Here is a 15,384-nt window from a genome sequence, read left to right on the forward strand (position 1 = left end):
TGTCCTGCTCAACTCATCGTATTGTTGTCGGGGTCGAAGGGGTTGCGGGTGATGGCGTTCGCCTACCGGCTGTTCGATCCGGACATGGTCGACCAGGTGCGGGCGGATCCCATGGCGGCGGTGTCCGACCTGACCTTCTCGTCGCTTGTCGGCATCATCGATCCGCTGCGGCCCAGCGGCCAAGGAAGCGATCGCGGTGGCGCATCACGCCGGTATCGACGTGCGCATGATCACCGGCGACCATGCCGTCACCGCCCAGGCCATCGCCGCCGATCTGGGACTGGGGCCCGGGAGTGATCACCGGCCCGGAGTTCGCGAAACTCACCGACGCCGAGCTGCTCGCCCGGTTGGACGACCTGCACGTGTTCGGTCGGGTCGCGCCTGAGGACAAGCTGCGGCTGGTGTCGCGTCATGCAGCAGGCGGGTCAGACCGTGGCGATGACCGGCGACGCGGTCAACGATGCCGCCGCACTGAAGAAGGCCGATGTCGGCGTCGCGATGGGCAGCGGCAGCGACGTGACCAAACAGGCCGCCAACATGGTGCTCACCGACGACAACTTCGCCACCCTCGTGCACGCCATCGAACTGGGCCGCGACATCTACGGCAAGATCACGGCGCAACTCCGATACGTGATGACCGGCCTGTTCGGCGTGCTGCTCGTCATGCTGCTGGCCAGCGCCCTGGACGTGAACGCGGGCCAGGCCCTGACGCCCGTGATGCTGATCTTCGTCACGTTCCTGGTCGGTATCTTCCCGGCGATCGGGATCTCCACGGACTCCGTCGAACCGGGAACCATGGACAAACCACCGCGGGATCCGAACGCGACGATTCTCGAACCGCAGTACGACCCCCCGGTGGCTGTTGTTCGGACTGGTGCAGGCCATCGTCATCCTGGTGCCGTACTTCGTCCTCGGAGAGCGGGGAGCGGACGAGCGGCCCGGGAGCGGGACAGACCACGGCATTCGTGGTGGCGGCGCTCAGCACGGTGTGGATCGCGGCCTCCGTGCGCCGCGACCTGGTCCCGGCCTGGCATGGCCCCCACTTCCCGTATTGGTGGTGGCTGCTCATCCCACTGACGCTCACGTGGCTGTCCGTGACCTACGACGGCCTGACCGACGCGCTGGCCACGCAGCCGCTCGATGGCGACCAGTGGCTGCTCGCCATCGCGACTCTCGCTCGCTGGTCCCCCTCGTGATCGAGGCGGACAAGGCGATCCGGCGGGCGAGCGCGCGCCGCTCCGGACCGTCAGCCCGAGCGTCGCTCCGACTCGTCAGCCGGGCGTCGTCCCGGCTCTTCGACCGGGCGTCGTTCCGGATCTTCCGGCTCTGACGCGGTGCCGCTGGACGACCTCGTCCGTCGCGTCAGCTGAGCGCGCCGATCCCGGTCCGCGGTCACCGAAAGCCGCTGGGTAGGGTGGAGCGTCACGTCCATAGGAGGGTTTCGCATGGCTCGTCAGGGCAAAGTCACCGTCGTCGGCGCCGGGTTCTACGGTTCCACCACCGCGCAGCGGCTGGCTGAATACGACGTCTTCGAAGAGGTCGTCCTCACCGACATCATCGAGGGCAAACCCGAAGGACTCGCCCTGGATCTGAACCAGTCGCGGCCGATCGAGGGCTTCGAGACCAAGGTGACCGGCCAGGCCACGGGACCCGCCGGCGAGGGGTACGAGGTCATCGCGGGATCGGACATCGTCGTCATCACCGCCGGCCTGCCGCGCAAACCTGGCATGAGCCGCATGGATCTCATCGAGACCAACGCGAAGATCATGCGGGCAGTGGCCGAGAACATCGCCAAACACGCCCCCAACGCTGTGATCGTCAACGTCGCGAACCCACTCGACGAGATGACCGCTCTCGCGCAGATCGTCACCGGCTTCGACAAGAGCCGGATCATCGGCCAGGCCGGAATGCTGGACACAGCCCGGTTCACCAATTTCGTCGCCGAGAAACTGGACGTGCCGGTTGCCAGCGTCCGCACCCTGACGCTGGGGTCCCACGGCGACACCATGGTGCCGGTTCCCTCGAAGTGCACGGTCGACGGCAAGCCGTTGACGGACCTGCTGAGCGCTGAGGAGATCGACGACCTCGTCACCCGCACCCGTAACGGTGGCGCGGAGGTCGTGGCACTGCTCAAGACCGGTTCCGCCTACTACGCGCCGTCCGCCGCGGCCGCCCGCATGGCGAAAGCCATCATCGAAGACTCCGGTGACGTCATGCCGGTGTGCGCCTGGGTCGACGGGGAGTACGGCATCTCCGGGGTCTACCTCGGTGTGCAGGCCGAGATCGGTCGCGAAGGTATCCGCCGCATCGTCGAGACCGACCTCACCGAGACTGAACTGGCCGGTCTGAAAGAGGCCGCCGAGGCGGTGCGCGCCAAGCAGGCAGACGTCCAAAGCCTCTGATCCAAAGCCTCTGATCGCCTGCGGACAACCCGCGGTTACGGAAGCCCGAGCCCCTACGAAACACCACCCCTCGGAAGGAAACCATGTCCAAGATCAAGGTGCAGAACCCTGTCGTCGAACTCGACGGCGACGAGATGACCCGCATCATCTGGGAGTTCATCAAGGGTCAACTGATCCTGCCCTATCTGGATATCGACCTGAAGTACTACGACCTCGGCATCGAGCATCGCGACGCGACCGACGACCAGGTCACCATCGATGCGGCCCACGCCATCCAGGAGTACGGAGTGGGCGTCAAGTGCGCCACCATCACCCCGGACGAGGCCCGCGTCGAGGAGTTCGGGCTCAAGAAGATGTGGCGCTCGCCGAACGGCACGATCCGCAACATCTTGGGTGGGGTCATCTTCCGCGAGCCGATCATCATCAGCAACATTCCGCGGCTCGTTCCTGGCTGGACCAAACCGATCGTCGTCGGCCGTCACGCGTTCGGTGACCAGTACCGGGCCACTGACTTCAAGGTTCCCGGGCCGGGCACGCTCACGATGACGTACACGCCCGCCGACGGTTCCGAGCCTATGGAGTTCGACGTGTACGACTTCCCGGGCGGCGGGGTCGCCATGGGGATGTACAACCTCGATGACTCGATCCGCGACTTCGCGCGCGCCTCGATGCGTTACGGGCTCACCCGGGGATACCCCGTGTACCTGTCGACGAAGAACACGATCCTGAAGGCCTACGACGGGCAGTTCAAGGACATCTTCGCGGAGGTCTTCGAGACCGAGTTCAAAGACGAGTTCGAGGCTGCCGGTATCACGTACGAACACCGCCTCATCGACGACATGGTCGCTGCAGCCATGAAGTGGGAGGGCGGCTATCTGTGGGCCTGCAAGAACTATGACGGGGACGTCCAGTCCGACACGGTCGCGCAGGGATTCGGCTCACTCGGACTGATGACCTCCGTGCTGATGACCCCGGACGGTCGAACCGTCGAGGCCGAGGCGGCCCACGGCACGGTGACCCGGCACTACCGCCAGCATCAGCAGGGCAACCCCACCTCGACGAACCCGATCGCCTCGATCTTCGCGTGGACTCAGGGCCTGGGGCACCGGGGTCGTATGGATGGCACGCCCGAGGTGACTCAGTTCGCCGAGACCCTGGAGCGGGTGTGTGTCGAGACCGTCGAGAGCGGCAAGATGACCAAGGACCTCGCCCTGCTCGTCGGACCCGATCAGGGACACCTGAATACGCAGGACTTCCTCGCGGCCATCGACGACAACCTGCAAGCCGCCATGGCGACAGCCTGAGCAACGGCTGCGGCGGATGAGGTTCATCACCGCCAACGTCAACGGCATCCGGGCGGCCGCGCGCAAGGGCGGCCCTGCGCAGATGCTCGGTGAGCGCCCGGATGTGATCGCGCTGCAGGAGGTGCGAGCCGATCCGGAGCAGGTCGGTGTGGCTCTTGCCGGGTCCGGGTTCCTGGACTGGGCGGCCGTCTCGTCTGCTTCCCAGCGCGCCGGCCGAAACGGCGTGGCAGTGCTGTCGCGTGCGGTCATCGCGGACACCCGCACGGGCCTGCCGGGTTTCGAAGACGAGGGCCGCTGGCTCGAAGCCCAGACGAGCGTGGCCGATCGACCGCTGACCGTAGTGTCCGTCTACGTGCCCAAGGGTCATGCCGGCGAACCGGCACAGGACCACAAGATGAGCTTCCTCACCGCCATGACCCAGCGCATGACCGAGCTCCTCGGCAGCGGCGGTGATGTCATCGTCGCGGGAGACATCAACATCGCCCGGACCGAGATGGACCTCAAGAACTGGCGCCAGCGCATCGGCAAGTCCGGGTTCCTCCCCGAGGAGCGGGCTCATCTGGACGCCTGGGAGCGGGCTGGCTGGCGTGACCTGGGGCGCGATCTCTCCGGACCGGGACCGGGACCGTACACCTGGTGGTCGCAGCGCGGCCGTGCCTTCGACAACGACGCCGGCTGGCGCATCGACTACGCATGGGCGACTCCCGATCTTGCGGCACGTGCCACTGCCGCGCGAGTGCTGCGGGCTGCGTCGTGGGATGCGCGCTGGAGTGATCACGCTCCTGTGCTGGTGGATATCGACCCCGAGTAGTTCCGTGTGGGTCCGGAGGCGCGTCATCAGGCCGCGTCCCTGTGTCGCCAGGCATGTCTTCGCACCGGTGTCACGCTCCAGTAGGGACCCTCCGGGTCGGGGTTTCGGACCAGCCGCCAGCGATTCAGGTCCACTTGACGGTGGTGCGACCAACAGAGCAGAGCCATCTGGTCACAGTCCGTGCGCCCGCCCGCGGCCCAGTCGGTGACGTGGTGCGTCTGGCACTCCGCCGGGGGCCGCTCACAGCCGGGGATCACGCACCCGCCGTCGCGGATGGCCAGTGCGGTGCGTTGGGCTTTGGTCGCCAGCCGGGTGGCGCGCCCGACAGCGAGAGGTTCGAGTCGGGTGGCGGCCAGCGCCGCAGCCAGCGGGGATTGTGGGGTCGCCTGACCGGGGCGACCGGTCGATGCTCTGCCGCCCGCGCCGCCCGCGCCGCCCGTGCCGCCCGTGCCGCCCGTGCCGCCCGTGCCGCCCGTGCCGCCCGTGGCGCCCGTGGCCGCCCGTGTCCGCCGCCCGTGCTGCTCCCAGCAACTCCGGCTTGGACGGGGTGGGTGACGATGACACCCGTGAGGTCCGCGGAGCACAGAGCGAAGCGGGCGGCTGCGTCGCCGAGGGTGGTGTCGGACTCCGGGACGTGGGCGATCCCGGCGGCGGATCCGACGCCGAGCCACTTCCTGTCACTCCCGCTGCCGGTGCCACAACCGCTGATGCCCGCACTGGCAGAGTGATCGTGACCGCTGGCATCGAGGAGCCGTTCGGCTTCGGTGAGGCTGATCGTGATGGATGCCGCCACCGGGAGTCCACTCGTGGTGGCGGGCAGGTCGCCGTGCGCCGCAGCGGCGTTGACCAACGTCATCAACGCATCCGCGTAGCGTTGCCCACGCGTCAGACCGTCGTCCGCGGTGCGCAGCGATTCCGCCAGCGCGTGAAGGGCCGCCTGCAGCGCGGCGCCGTCGATACTGGGCAGTTCACCGCGGATCATCGTCATGCCGGCGAAGTTGCAGAACGCCAGGAAGCGACGATCGTGGCGGCGCTGTTCGGTGCGGTCGCGGTCGTCGGGCGTCAACAAGTCCACCGCGCGGGCCACGACTTTCCTGACTTGGCGCACTGACAACCCGGGCAGTGTCGGGGCCAACGCGGCGACCACCTTGCCTTGGTCCTCGCTGGAAAGAGGGCTCAGGCCGCGTGCGATCGCAGCGACGATGTCGACGTTGATCCGACCGGCGGACCACAACTCCGCGAGTGCGTGATGCTGGTCGGCGAACGCTCCCGCCGCCAACAGTGCGCTGACCTGGGTACCTGATATCCCACCTGCGGAGTTGAGCGTGACCCGCGGAGTGTCCCGTAACACCCCGGAGTGGGCGGCGACGGTGACACGGCGAGCCAACTCCGACTGCAGGACGTGGGTGATCTGAGCCAAGACGATCACCGAATCCGCCAACTTCGGCCCGTTGGCCAGATCCCCGACAAGAGACTCGTCGCACAGGCCACAGGTGGCAGCGACGACGTTTCGCACCGCAGTCGAGGCGTTCGGCCCCAGCGCCAACACTCGCGCGACCCGCTGCTCATGGGTCAAGCCGAGGTCCACACCCTGAGCGTCACCGCTGTCGCCTGCCCCTACCGCCTGTCCCCGTTCTATTGCCATGCCACAGTCGAACACGGGGGCCCGACAGTTCGGCGGTGGCGTTGGGATCGTCCGGGGGGCACGATGATGCGGCCCGTTCCCGGGTCGTCATTGCTCCTCTGACGCAGCCGATCCGGACGCGGACCCCGAATCCGACGCGGACCCCGAATCCGACCCCGACCCCGACCCCGACCTCGACTCCGTCCTCGACCCCGCGCCAGAATCCGTCCCCGCGCCAGAATCCGTCCCCGCGCCAGAATCCGTCCCCGCCTCCGGCCCCGAACCCGACCCGGCGCCCGCCGCATCCCCCCCGACCAAAGCCTCCTCGGCGACTGCAACCTCCACTCCGACCGGCGCGACCAGCACACGATCCGCCCGGCGCCCGTCCATGGCGGTCACCGTCAACCGGCACGGCCCGAAGACCACAGTGTCTCCCGGCTGCGGCAGCCGCCCCAGCCGGTGGATCAGATAACCGGCCACAGTCTCGTACGGCCCCTCGGGAAGCTCGATGCCGAACTCGTCGTCGAAGTCGTCGAGGTTGGTCAGCCCGTCGATCTCCTGAGGCTCGATCAGGGCACCTGGATGGCGCAGGGGGACCGGAGCCTCGGTGTCGTACTCGTCTCGGATGTCGCCGACCAATTCCTCGACGAGGTCCTCCATCGTGACGATGCCGTCAGTGCCGCCGTACTCGTCGACGACGATCGCCAGGTGATGCCCTGAGTCCCGCAGCTCCATCAGCGCGGGGATGACCTGCTTGCTGCTCGGGAGCCGGGCCACCTCGCGTGCCAGCGAGCCGACGTGGATGCTGCGGCCCGCAAGCGAGGGGTCCAGGATGTCACGGACATGCACGAACCCGAGCACGTCGTCGGCGGATTCGCCGATGACGGGGTAACGCGAATGTGGCTGGCTGCCCACCTCCTGCGCCGCGCGATACAGCGGTATGGCTTCGTCGAGGAAGGCGACCTCCGTGCGGGGAATCATGACCTCACGCAGTTCGCGCTCCCCGGCGGAGAACACGTCGTCGATGAGTTCGCGCTCGTCTTCGCTCAACTCGTCATGGGACAACACCATGCCCCGCAGTTCTTCCTGGGTGATGCGTTCCCGGCCGATGTCGGGGTCCGCTCCGAGCAGCCGCACCACGACATTCGTCGAGGCGGACAGCAGCCAGATGAACGGTCGCGAGATCCGGGCCAGCCAGTCCACCAGGCCGGCCGTGCGCATGGCGATGCCTTCGGCGCGCTGCAGGGCGAGGCGCTTCGGCGTGAGTTCGCCCAGAACCAGCGAGAGGTACGCGATCACGATCGTCACAAGAACGAACGCCACAGTCTCAGCCCACGCCTCGGGCACGCCCAAAGCCTCGAACCACGGGGCGATGTCCGGAGCGATCTGCGAGGCGCCGAAACCAGCGGATAGGAATCCGGCCAGCGTCACACCGACCTGCACCGCGGCCAGGAACCGGTTGGGATCACGGGCCAACCGCTTCAGCCGACCACCCTTCTTGGGATGGGCTTGCTCGAGTTGGTCGATCTGGCTCTCACGCAGGGACACCAGCGCCAGTTCGGCTGCCGCGAAGAAGCCGCCGATCAGGATGAAGACCAGAACGACGGCGAAGTTGAGCAGGATGTCGGTCATGGCTCCCGGGTTCTGACGATGATGACTCGAGCGTAGAGGACCGGTGCCGAACGGGGCTCCCAGCGCCGCCGATCGCCCCGAGCGCGGCCAAATGTCCCGAGCGCCGTCAACGCATGGGCTGAAGGCGGCGGCCTCAGGAGTACGCCCGCAGGCTGTCGATCAGCCGCGCTCCACCGGCCGGCGCAGGCCCACCCGGTCGTACACGGTGCGGACGGTGTCGGCGGCGACCTCGCGAGCGCGCACGGAACCGGCGTCCATGATCTGGTCGAGCTCCGCCGGATCGGCCAGCAACTGCGCCACCCGCTCCTGGTAGGGCTGAGCGAAGGCGACGATCTGTTCGGCGGCCGCGATCTTCAGCGGTCCGTACCCACCCCCGGCGAACTCGGCGGTCACGGTCGCGATGTCCCGGCCGGACAACGTCGCGATGATGGTGAGCAGGTTGCTCACTCCCGGCTGCGTCTCGGGGTCGTAGTTGACCTGACCCACCGAGTCGGTGACAGCGCGCTTGACCTTCTTCTCGATCACCTTCGGTTCATCCAGCAGGAACAGGCATCCGGTGGGCAGCGACTTGCTCATCTTGGCGGTCGGGTCCTGCAGATCAACCACGCGTGCGGTGTCCTTGGGGATGAAGGCCCGCGGCACGACCAGTGTCTCCCCGAACCGGCCGTTGAACCGCTGTGCCAGATCGCGGGTCAGTTCGAGATGCTGGCGCTGGTCCTCGCCGACCGGAACCTCATCGGCGCGGTACACCAGGATGTCGGCTGCCTGCAGGATGGGGTACGTGAACAGTCCGACGCTCGCAGTGTCGGTGCCTTGCCGGGCGGACTTGTCCTTGAATTGGGTCATCCGACTGGCTTCGCCGAATCCGGTCAGGCACTGCATGACCCACGCGAGTTCGGCGTGTTCGGGGACCTGACTCTGGGTGAATACCGTCGATCGCTGCGGATCGACCCCGGCGGCCAGCAGTTGCGCGTACGCGTTGCGCGTCCGGCTGCGCAGAGTGTCCGGGTCGACCGGGACGGTGATGGCGTGCAGGTCCACCACCATGTAGAAGCAGTCGTGAGTCTCCTGGAGCGCCACCCATTGCCGCAGGGCACCGAGGTAGTTGCCGAGGTGGAACGAATCGGCGGTCGGCTGGATGCCGGACAGGACACGGGGCATGGCCCACATTCTGCCCAATGGGCCTCCGGGTGCCCAACGTGGGACTTCCGCAACCCAAGTGGCCTCCCGGCCGGGGCACCCCCTCGCGCTGCCACATGTCGGGGGTAACCGATAGGTTCGGTCGCAGACGGACAACGAACCGAAGGGGTTCCCATGAGCGAGCAGGATGGCAGTGGATTCGACGTCGTCGAGACGGTCACCGAGGGCATGACCATCGATGGTGAGCACGTCCAGGAGGACGTCGTGGCCGCAGTGGACGAGGAGAGCGGTGAGGCCATTGTCGACGACGTGATCACGGTGGAGTCGCCGGACGGGTCGGTCACCGCGGAAGAGATCGTCACGGCTATCGGTGCGGATGGCACCGCCGAGATCATCTCCGACACCGTCGCCACCATGGATGCCGACGGCAACATCGAGGTCGCCGAACTGGTCGACGAGGACGAGTGAGTTGACGACTGCAGGATCTGACGCGCCGGTCGGGCAGCCGGGCGACCCCGGCGAATTGCGGTACCTGGATGTCTCGGCTGTGGCGGGCACGCTGCTCGCCGCCTACGCCGCCGGCTCATCGACGCAGCCCAATCTGCTGACCCGGGGCACTCCGGATCAGGCGATCATCACCGGCATCAGCACCACCGCCGGATACGGGTGGGGCGTGTCGCTGCACTCGTTCCTGAGGTCGGTGGCCAACCGGCTGCCGGGAAGTCCCCTGGCGAGTGGGCTTCTGGTCGACGGTGCCACCGCCGCCCTGGCCTACGGCGCATATCGGGCCCTGCCGCACCGGCCGGGGGAGCCCGCCCTACGTGCATTGGCCCGGCTGACGACTCAGAGCACGGCCGCCGCCGCTCTGGCGGGGGTCGGCGCGGATGTCATGGACCTGCGTCGCGGGCATCGCTTCGGTCGCGTCGCCGCGCTGGGTGCGATGGCCGGCATCGGCGTGGCCGGTTGGGCGCGGACGCGTCCGGGCCGTGCGCGAGTCGGCTCCCAGTTGGACGACGGCTCGTACTTCGAGGACACCCCCCGCAGCATCAGTCCGGCCAAGACTGTCGGCCTGGGTCTGATCACGGGCGGCATGCTGTTCGGGCTGTCCCATGTGGAGTCGTCTCTCACCACGCTGTTCTCCCGTGGAGCCGCGAAGGTACTGGGCGGTGACCCTGAGGATCACCGAATGCTCGGGCGGATCGGCGCAACCGCCGCTACGTACGGTGTCGGATGGTTGGCGCTGTCGGGCGTGACGGCCAAACTGACCGGAGCCGGCAGCGAAGTCGAGATCGCGAACCAGGCGCAACCCACCCTTCCCGAAGTCACGGGCAGCCCCGCGTCCGGGATCCCGTGGGACAAGCAGAGCCGCGAAGGGACACGTTGGCTCAGTGCCGTCCTGCTGGCCGACCACATCCAGGACGTCATGAAGGAGCCGGCGCGTCAGCCGATCCGCGTGTACGCGAGCTTGAGTTCGGCGGACACGGAGGAGGCCCGCGCCGAACTCCTGCTGAGCGAGCTCGACCGCACGCGCGCGTTCGAGCGCAAGTACATCGCGCTGTTCTCACCGACCGGTTCCGGCTACGTCAACTACGTCGCCTGCGAAACGTTCGAGTATCTGGCCCGAGGCGACTGCGCCAGCATGGCGATCGAGTACTCCGTGCTCCCATCCGCGCTGTCGCTCACCCGGGCCCAGATGGGTACCCGGCAGACCAGGTTGGTCGTCAACGGCATCACCGAACGACTCCTCGCCATGCCCGCGGACCAGCGCCCGAAGTTCTTCTTGTTCGGGGAGTCGCTGGGCTGCAAGGTCAGCGAGGAGGTCTTCGTCGGACACACCGATGCGGGGCCGCGCGGTGTCGGGTTGGACGCCGCGGTGTGGGTCGGCACGCCTGCCTTCACCAACTGGCGCAAGCAGCTGTGGAACGGTCGGCCGCAAGGTGAGCCGCCGACAGTCGGGCCGGGGGCGATCTACCTGCCCCGCGCGATCAGCGACTGGCACGCGTTGCCTGACGACGAGAAGCGGAAGGTCGACTTCTTGCTGCTCCAGAACGGTGACGACCCGGTTCCCAAGTTCGAGGCACCGCTGTTGTGGCGTCAACCGGACTGGCTCGGACCCGACGACCAACGCCCACCGGGAGCTCCCCGGGGCACGAACTGGCAGCCGGTGACGACGTTTGTCTCGACGTTCACCGACTTGATGAACGCACTGACTCCCACGCCGGGCACGTTCCAAGAAGGGGGACACGACTACCGGGTCGAGATCCCCGGCGCCATCCGCACCGTGTGGGGCCTGGACTCGTCAGACGAGCAGATGAACCGCGTCAACGCGGTGCTGCGCACGCGGGAACTCGCCTGGGAGGTCAAGCGCGACTGGGACAACGCCATGGCCAAGCCGGAGGACAAGCGCGCCGAAGCCGCGGACAAGGTCCGAAAGCAGGTCGGCGACTGGTGTGGATCGGACCAGCCGGTAGATGATGAGACGATCCAACTGATCATCAAGGGGACTGAACCGGTGTAGTGGTCCAACGCCGAGGGTCACCTGCCGCAGCGGGTGACATGCCGCTGGGGGTCACATGGCGTCGTCGGCGCCGAACATCATGGCGCGTTTGACCTGCTGGATCGCCGTCGTGACCTGGATCCCCCGAGGGCACGCGTCGGTGCAGTTGAACGTGGTGCGGCAGCGCCAGGCACCCTCGGACTGGTTGAGGATCTGCAGTCGCTGGTCGCCACCGTCGTCGCGGCTGTCGAAGATGAACCGATGTGCGTTGACGATCGCCGCCGGGCCGAAGTACTGCTCGTCGGTCCAGAACACGGGGCACGACGTGGTGCACGCGGCGCACAGGATGCACTTGGTGGTGTCGTCGAACTTGGCCCGGTCCTCGGCGGACTGCAGGCGTTCCCGGGTGGGTTCCTGACCGGTCGTGATCAGGAACGGCTTGACCTTGCGGTAGGCCGCCATGAACGGCTCCATGTCGACGATGAGGTCCTTCTCGACCGTCAGGCCCTTGATGGGCTCGACCTTGATGGGCTTCTTGGTGTTGAGGTCCTTGACCAGCGTCTTGCAGGCGAGGCGGTTCTTGCCGTTGATGCGCATGGCGTCGGATCCGCAGATGCCGTGGCCGCAGGAGCGGCGGAACGTCAGCGTGCCGTCCTGTTCCCACTTGATCTTGTGCAGGCAGTCGAGGATGCGGTCGGTGGCGAACACGGTGACGCGTGAATCTCCTGCCAGTAGTGCTGGTCGTCGACATCGGGGTCGTAGCGGCGCACCTTGATAGTGACGTCGAATGCGACGGGATCCGGGGTCTCGGGGCGGTGCGGTGCCGGTGTCGGGGGCGCTCTCGGGGGCGCTGTTGGGGGCGGGGGTGTCGATGGCCATCAGTACTTCCGCTCCATGGGCTGGTATCGGGTGACGACCACGGGTTTGTAGTCGAGGCGGACGGAGTCGCGCCCGTCGGAGTCGATCTGGCGGTAGGCCATGGTGTGGCGCATGAAGTTGACGTCGTCGCGGGTCTGGTAGTCCTCCCGCGCGTGCCCGCCGCGGGACTCCTTGCGGGCCAGCGCTCCGGCGACCAGGACTTCGGCGAGGTCCAGCAGGAAGCCCAACTCGACGGCTTCGAGCAGGTCGGTGTTGTAGCGCTTGCCCTTGTCCTGCACGCGAGATGTTGCGGTAGCGGTCGCGCAGGGCTTGGACGTCGGTCAGTGCCTGCTTGAGCGTGGCCTCAGTGCGGATACACCTGAGCATTCATGTCCATGGTTTCCTGCAGGGCGCGGCGCAGTTCTCCGACACGTTCGGTGCCGTCGCCCTCGAGGAGGCCGGTGAGCATGTCGCGCACCATGGCCTCGGGGTCGTCGGGCAGCGGGGAGTAGTCGATGGTCTGGGCGTACTCGGCAGCGGCGATGCCGGCGCGGCGACCGAAGACGTTGATGTCGAGCAGCGAGTTCGTGCCCAGCCGGTTGGCGCCGTGCACCGAGACGCAGGCGACCTCGCCGGCGGCGTACAGGCCGGGGACGGTGTCGGCGTTGTCCGCCAGGACCTGGGTGTCGATGTTGGTCGGGATGCCGCCCATGGCGTAGTGCGCGGTGGGGAACACCGGAACGAGTTCGGTGATCGGGTCGACGCCCAGGTAGGTGCGGGAGAACTCCGTGATGTCCGGCAGTTTGGCCTCGAGCCTGCTCGGCGGGCAGGTGGGTGAGGTCCAGGTAGACGTAGTCCTTGTGCGGCCCGGCACCGCGGCCTTCGCGGACTTCTTGAACCATTGCGCGGGCGACCATGTCGCGGGGGGCGAGGTCCTTGATGGTGGGGGCGTAGCGCTCCATGAAGCGTTCACCCGACGCGTTGCGCAGGATGCCGCCTTCGCCGCGGGCACCTTCGGTCAAGAGCACGCCGAGGCCGGCCAGGCCGGTGGGGTGGAACTGGTAGAACTCCATGTCCTCCAAGGGGAGGCCGCGGCGGTAGGTGATGGCCATGCCGTCGCCGGTGAGCGTGTGGGCGTTGGACGTGGTCTTGAAGACCTTGCCGAACCCGCCGGTGGCGAAGATGACGCTCTTGGCCTGGAACGTGTGGATCTCGCCGGTGGCCAGTTCGTAGGCGACGACACCGACGCACGCGTCCTTCGCGACAGCAACACGTCGAGGACGTAGTACTCGTCGAAGAACTCGATGCCGTGCTTGATGCAGTTCTGATAGAGCGTCTGCAGGATCATGTGGCCGGTGCGGTCGGCGGCGTAGCAGGCGCGGCGCACCGGCTGCCTCGCCGTGCTGGCGGGTGTGCCCACCGAAGCGGCGCTGGTCGATGCGGCCCTCAGGAGTGCGGTTGAACGGCAGGCCCATCTTCTCGAGGTCCAGGACAGCGTCGATGGCTTCCTTGCACATGATCTCGGCGGCGTCCTGGTCGACCAGGTAGTCACCGCCCTTGACGGTGTCGAAGGTGTGCCATTCCCAGTTGTCGTCCTCGACGTTGGCGAGCGCGGCGCACATGCCGCCCTGAGCCGCGCCGGTGTGGGAGCGCGTCGGGTAGAGCTTGGTGAGCACGGCTGTGCGGGTGCGCTGGCCCGCCTCGAGCGCCGCCCGCATCCCGGCGCCGCCGGCCCCGACGATGACGACGTCGTACTTGTGCGTTGGCATCCGTTACTCCTCGATCGGGCCGGGTGTGGTTCGGGGCCGGCTAGGTTGCGGGTCGGGTCAGGCTAGGTTGCGGGTCGGGTCAGGCTAGGTTGCGGGTCGGGTCAGGCAAGGTTGGGATCGAAGGTGAAGATCACCAGGGTTCCCAAGATGATTGTCGCGGCTGATGCCGTATACAGCACGCCGTGCAGCCAGAACTTGGTCTTGCCGCTGCGTGCGTAGTCGTTGATGATCACGCGCAGCCCGTTGGTGCCGTGCAACATCGCCAGCCAGAGCATGGTGAGGTCCCACATCTGCCAGAACGGGCTGGTCCAGCGGCCGGCCACGAACGCGAAGTTGATCCGCTGCACACCGCCGTCGAGGATGTTCATGATCAGTAGGTGGCCGAAAACCAGGATGACCAGCACGAGGCCAGATGCGCGCATGAAGACCCAGGACGTCTTCTCGAAGTTGCGGCCCGCCTCTGGCGGCGCGGGCGGCGTTCGGGGGGGCGAGGTCAGGGGTGACAGTCATCAGGCGCTCCCGAAGATCGTGGCGATGGTGTGTCGGAGCATGAAATAGGCACCGGGGATCATCACGGCGCACCACACGACGACCGTGGCCCACAGCATCTGCTTCTGATAGCGGGTGCCCTTGCTCCAGTAGTCGACAGCGATGATCCGCAGTCCGTTCAGGGCGTGGAACAACACCGCTCCGACGAGGCCTACCTCCATGAGGTTGACCAGCGGAGTCTTGTAACTCGCGATCACGAGGTCGTAGGCGGCGGGTGACACACGCACCAATGCGGTGTCGAGCACATGTACATAGAGGAAGAACAGGACCGCGACGCCGGTGATCCGATGCGCGACCCAGGACCACATGGAAATGTCACCGCGATACAGGGTGCCGACGCTTGCCACCGTGCCTCCGATCCCACGCCCGAACGGGGTCAGGCGTGCCGGGTCCCATGCTAGTCCGATCGGGCATCGGAGGGCGGGGGTGACCCGGTTGCGGAGGTGTCAGCCGAGCTGAGCAGGGATGCGGTGAACGGATCCGGGCGGATGGTCCCGAGGACGTGGGGACCTTGGTCCCAGGGGAATCGTCATCGGACCGTAATAACCCGAACGGGTGATTTTCCCTGAGCGTTCAGGCAACGGAGCCAGCGACACCCCACTATGAAGGGGCCCCTCCGTGACGTTTGTCACGCGAAGTGAATGGGTCAGCGCGAAAGTCGCGCTCAATGAAAGGACTTTTGCCATGGCGTCTCGTCGATCCAGGACCCGCCGGACTGTTGCCGCCACCGCCGCGGCCATCGCCACCTCCGGCTTGGTCGCAGCCTCTGCGGCGTCGCTTGGCGCAGTGACTGCAGGA

General features: G+C 67.1%; 18 protein-coding genes. 10 read left to right on the top strand and 8 right to left on the bottom strand.

The window, feature by feature from the left end; genetic code table 11:
• The 6 genes from V9E98_06580 to V9E98_06605 all read left to right on the top strand — a co-directional run.
• A partial coding sequence (locus V9E98_06580; GenBank protein MEI2716645.1) for a hypothetical protein occupies positions 1 to 297 on the top strand: 297 nt, incomplete at its 5' end.
• 114 nt (positions 298 to 411) lie between these two features.
• Positions 412 to 1,077 carry an HAD-IC family P-type ATPase gene (locus V9E98_06585; GenBank protein ID MEI2716646.1) on the top strand — a complete coding sequence of 222 codons (666 nt, stop codon included), beginning with the start codon at positions 412 to 414 and terminating at the stop codon, positions 1,075 to 1,077.
• Positions 987 to 1,196 carry a hypothetical protein gene (locus V9E98_06590; GenBank protein MEI2716647.1) on the top strand — a complete coding sequence of 70 codons (210 nt, stop codon included), beginning with the start codon at positions 987 to 989 and terminating at the stop codon, positions 1,194 to 1,196. The genes V9E98_06585 and V9E98_06590 overlap by 91 nt, the downstream gene beginning before the upstream one ends.
• 249 nt (positions 1,197 to 1,445) lie before the next feature.
• Positions 1,446 to 2,402, top strand: a complete 957-nt coding sequence (mdh, locus tag V9E98_06595) for a malate dehydrogenase (GenBank protein ID MEI2716648.1) — start codon at positions 1,446 to 1,448, stop codon at positions 2,400 to 2,402.
• A gap of 83 nt (positions 2,403 to 2,485) precedes the next feature.
• A complete protein-coding gene (locus V9E98_06600; protein MEI2716649.1) occupies positions 2,486 to 3,706 on the top strand; it encodes an NADP-dependent isocitrate dehydrogenase in 1,221 nt (406 codons plus the stop codon).
• A gap of 16 nt (positions 3,707 to 3,722) precedes the next feature.
• Positions 3,723 to 4,517 carry an exodeoxyribonuclease III gene (locus V9E98_06605; GenBank protein ID MEI2716650.1) on the top strand — a complete coding sequence of 265 codons (795 nt, stop codon included), beginning with the start codon at positions 3,723 to 3,725 and terminating at the stop codon, positions 4,515 to 4,517.
• A 253-nt stretch (positions 4,518 to 4,770) separates the two neighbouring features.
• On the opposite strand, the gene V9E98_06610 is transcribed toward V9E98_06605, so the two are convergent.
• From V9E98_06610 to trpS, 3 genes are all read right to left on the bottom strand, one after another.
• On the bottom strand, positions 4,771 to 6,162 hold the full coding sequence (locus tag V9E98_06610; protein ID MEI2716651.1) for a DUF222 domain-containing protein: 1,392 nt from the start codon (positions 6,160 to 6,162) through the stop codon (positions 4,771 to 4,773).
• A gap of 87 nt (positions 6,163 to 6,249) precedes the next feature.
• Complete coding sequence (locus V9E98_06615; GenBank protein MEI2716652.1) at positions 6,250 to 7,773, bottom strand: hemolysin family protein; 1,524 nt, start codon at positions 7,771 to 7,773, stop codon at positions 6,250 to 6,252.
• A gap of 159 nt (positions 7,774 to 7,932) precedes the next feature.
• On the bottom strand, positions 7,933 to 8,934 hold the full coding sequence (gene trpS / locus V9E98_06620; protein MEI2716653.1) for a tryptophan--tRNA ligase: 1,002 nt from the start codon (positions 8,932 to 8,934) through the stop codon (positions 7,933 to 7,935).
• Between the two features lie 153 nt (positions 8,935 to 9,087).
• On the opposite strand from trpS, the gene V9E98_06625 reads away from it, so the two are divergent.
• Positions 9,088 to 9,381 (top strand): hypothetical protein, encoded by a 294-nt coding sequence (locus V9E98_06625; protein MEI2716654.1) that lies wholly within the window; start codon positions 9,088 to 9,090, stop codon positions 9,379 to 9,381.
• Position 9,382: 1 nt separating this feature from the next.
• The gene (locus V9E98_06630) at positions 9,383 to 11,431 is read left to right on the top strand and encodes an alpha/beta-hydrolase family protein (GenBank protein MEI2716655.1); all 2,049 of its coding nucleotides are present in this window, start codon (positions 9,383 to 9,385) and stop codon (positions 11,429 to 11,431) included.
• Between the two features lie 51 nt (positions 11,432 to 11,482).
• Here the strand turns inward: V9E98_06630 and V9E98_06635 are convergent, their stop codons facing one another.
• From V9E98_06635 to V9E98_06645, 3 genes are all read right to left on the bottom strand, one after another.
• The gene (locus tag V9E98_06635) at positions 11,483 to 12,289 is read right to left on the bottom strand and encodes a succinate dehydrogenase iron-sulfur subunit (protein MEI2716656.1); all 807 of its coding nucleotides are present in this window, start codon (positions 12,287 to 12,289) and stop codon (positions 11,483 to 11,485) included.
• Positions 12,289 to 12,567 carry a hypothetical protein gene (locus tag V9E98_06640; GenBank protein ID MEI2716657.1) on the bottom strand — a complete coding sequence of 93 codons (279 nt, stop codon included), beginning with the start codon at positions 12,565 to 12,567 and terminating at the stop codon, positions 12,289 to 12,291. Before V9E98_06640 ends, V9E98_06635 begins: the two co-directional genes overlap by 1 nt.
• Positions 12,568 to 12,632: 65 nt before the next feature.
• Positions 12,633 to 13,142, bottom strand: a complete 510-nt coding sequence (locus V9E98_06645; protein ID MEI2716658.1) for an FAD-binding protein — start codon at positions 13,140 to 13,142, stop codon at positions 12,633 to 12,635.
• On the opposite strand from V9E98_06645, the gene V9E98_06650 reads away from it, so the two are divergent.
• On the top strand, positions 13,129 to 13,554 hold the full coding sequence (locus V9E98_06650; GenBank protein MEI2716659.1) for a hypothetical protein: 426 nt from the start codon (positions 13,129 to 13,131) through the stop codon (positions 13,552 to 13,554). The two genes, V9E98_06645 and V9E98_06650, sit on opposite strands and share 14 nt — an antisense overlap.
• Before the next feature lie 126 nt (positions 13,555 to 13,680).
• Complete coding sequence (locus V9E98_06655; GenBank protein MEI2716660.1) at positions 13,681 to 14,103, top strand: hypothetical protein; 423 nt, start codon at positions 13,681 to 13,683, stop codon at positions 14,101 to 14,103.
• Between the two features lie 35 nt (positions 14,104 to 14,138).
• On the opposite strand, the gene V9E98_06660 is transcribed toward V9E98_06655, so the two are convergent.
• The gene (locus V9E98_06660; GenBank protein ID MEI2716661.1) at positions 14,139 to 14,543 is read right to left on the bottom strand and encodes a succinate dehydrogenase hydrophobic membrane anchor subunit; all 405 of its coding nucleotides are present in this window, start codon (positions 14,541 to 14,543) and stop codon (positions 14,139 to 14,141) included.
• Between the two features lie 3 nt (positions 14,544 to 14,546).
• The gene (gene sdhC, locus V9E98_06665; GenBank protein ID MEI2716662.1) at positions 14,547 to 14,933 is read right to left on the bottom strand and encodes a succinate dehydrogenase, cytochrome b556 subunit; all 387 of its coding nucleotides are present in this window, start codon (positions 14,931 to 14,933) and stop codon (positions 14,547 to 14,549) included.
• Positions 14,934 to 15,384: the final 451 nt, after the last annotated feature.

This window comes from Candidatus Nanopelagicales bacterium (assembly GCA_037045355.1).
Classification (GTDB): domain Bacteria; phylum Actinomycetota; class Actinomycetes; order S36-B12.

Bases quoted from the DNA above. Each gene is read 5' to 3' on its own strand.
- V9E98_06585 (MEI2716646.1), top strand. From the start codon at position 412: ATGCAGCAGGCGGGTCAGACCGTGGCGATGACCGGCGACGCGGTCAAC.
- mdh (MEI2716648.1), top strand. From the start codon at position 1,446: ATGGCTCGTCAGGGCAAAGTCACCGTCGTCGGCGCCGGGTTCTACGGT.
- V9E98_06600 (MEI2716649.1), top strand. From the start codon at position 2,486: ATGTCCAAGATCAAGGTGCAGAACCCTGTCGTCGAACTCGACGGCGAC.
- V9E98_06605 (MEI2716650.1), top strand. From the start codon at position 3,723: ATGAGGTTCATCACCGCCAACGTCAACGGCATCCGGGCGGCCGCGCGC.
- V9E98_06610 (MEI2716651.1), bottom strand. From the start codon at position 6,162: ATGGCAATAGAACGGGGACAGGCGGTAGGGGCAGGCGACAGCGGTGAC.
- V9E98_06615 (MEI2716652.1), bottom strand. From the start codon at position 7,773: ATGACCGACATCCTGCTCAACTTCGCCGTCGTTCTGGTCTTCATCCTG.
- trpS (MEI2716653.1), bottom strand. From the start codon at position 8,934: ATGCCCCGTGTCCTGTCCGGCATCCAGCCGACCGCCGATTCGTTCCAC.
- V9E98_06625 (MEI2716654.1), top strand. From the start codon at position 9,088: ATGAGCGAGCAGGATGGCAGTGGATTCGACGTCGTCGAGACGGTCACC.
- V9E98_06635 (MEI2716656.1), bottom strand. From the start codon at position 12,289: ATGGCCATCGACACCCCCGCCCCCAACAGCGCCCCCGAGAGCGCCCCC.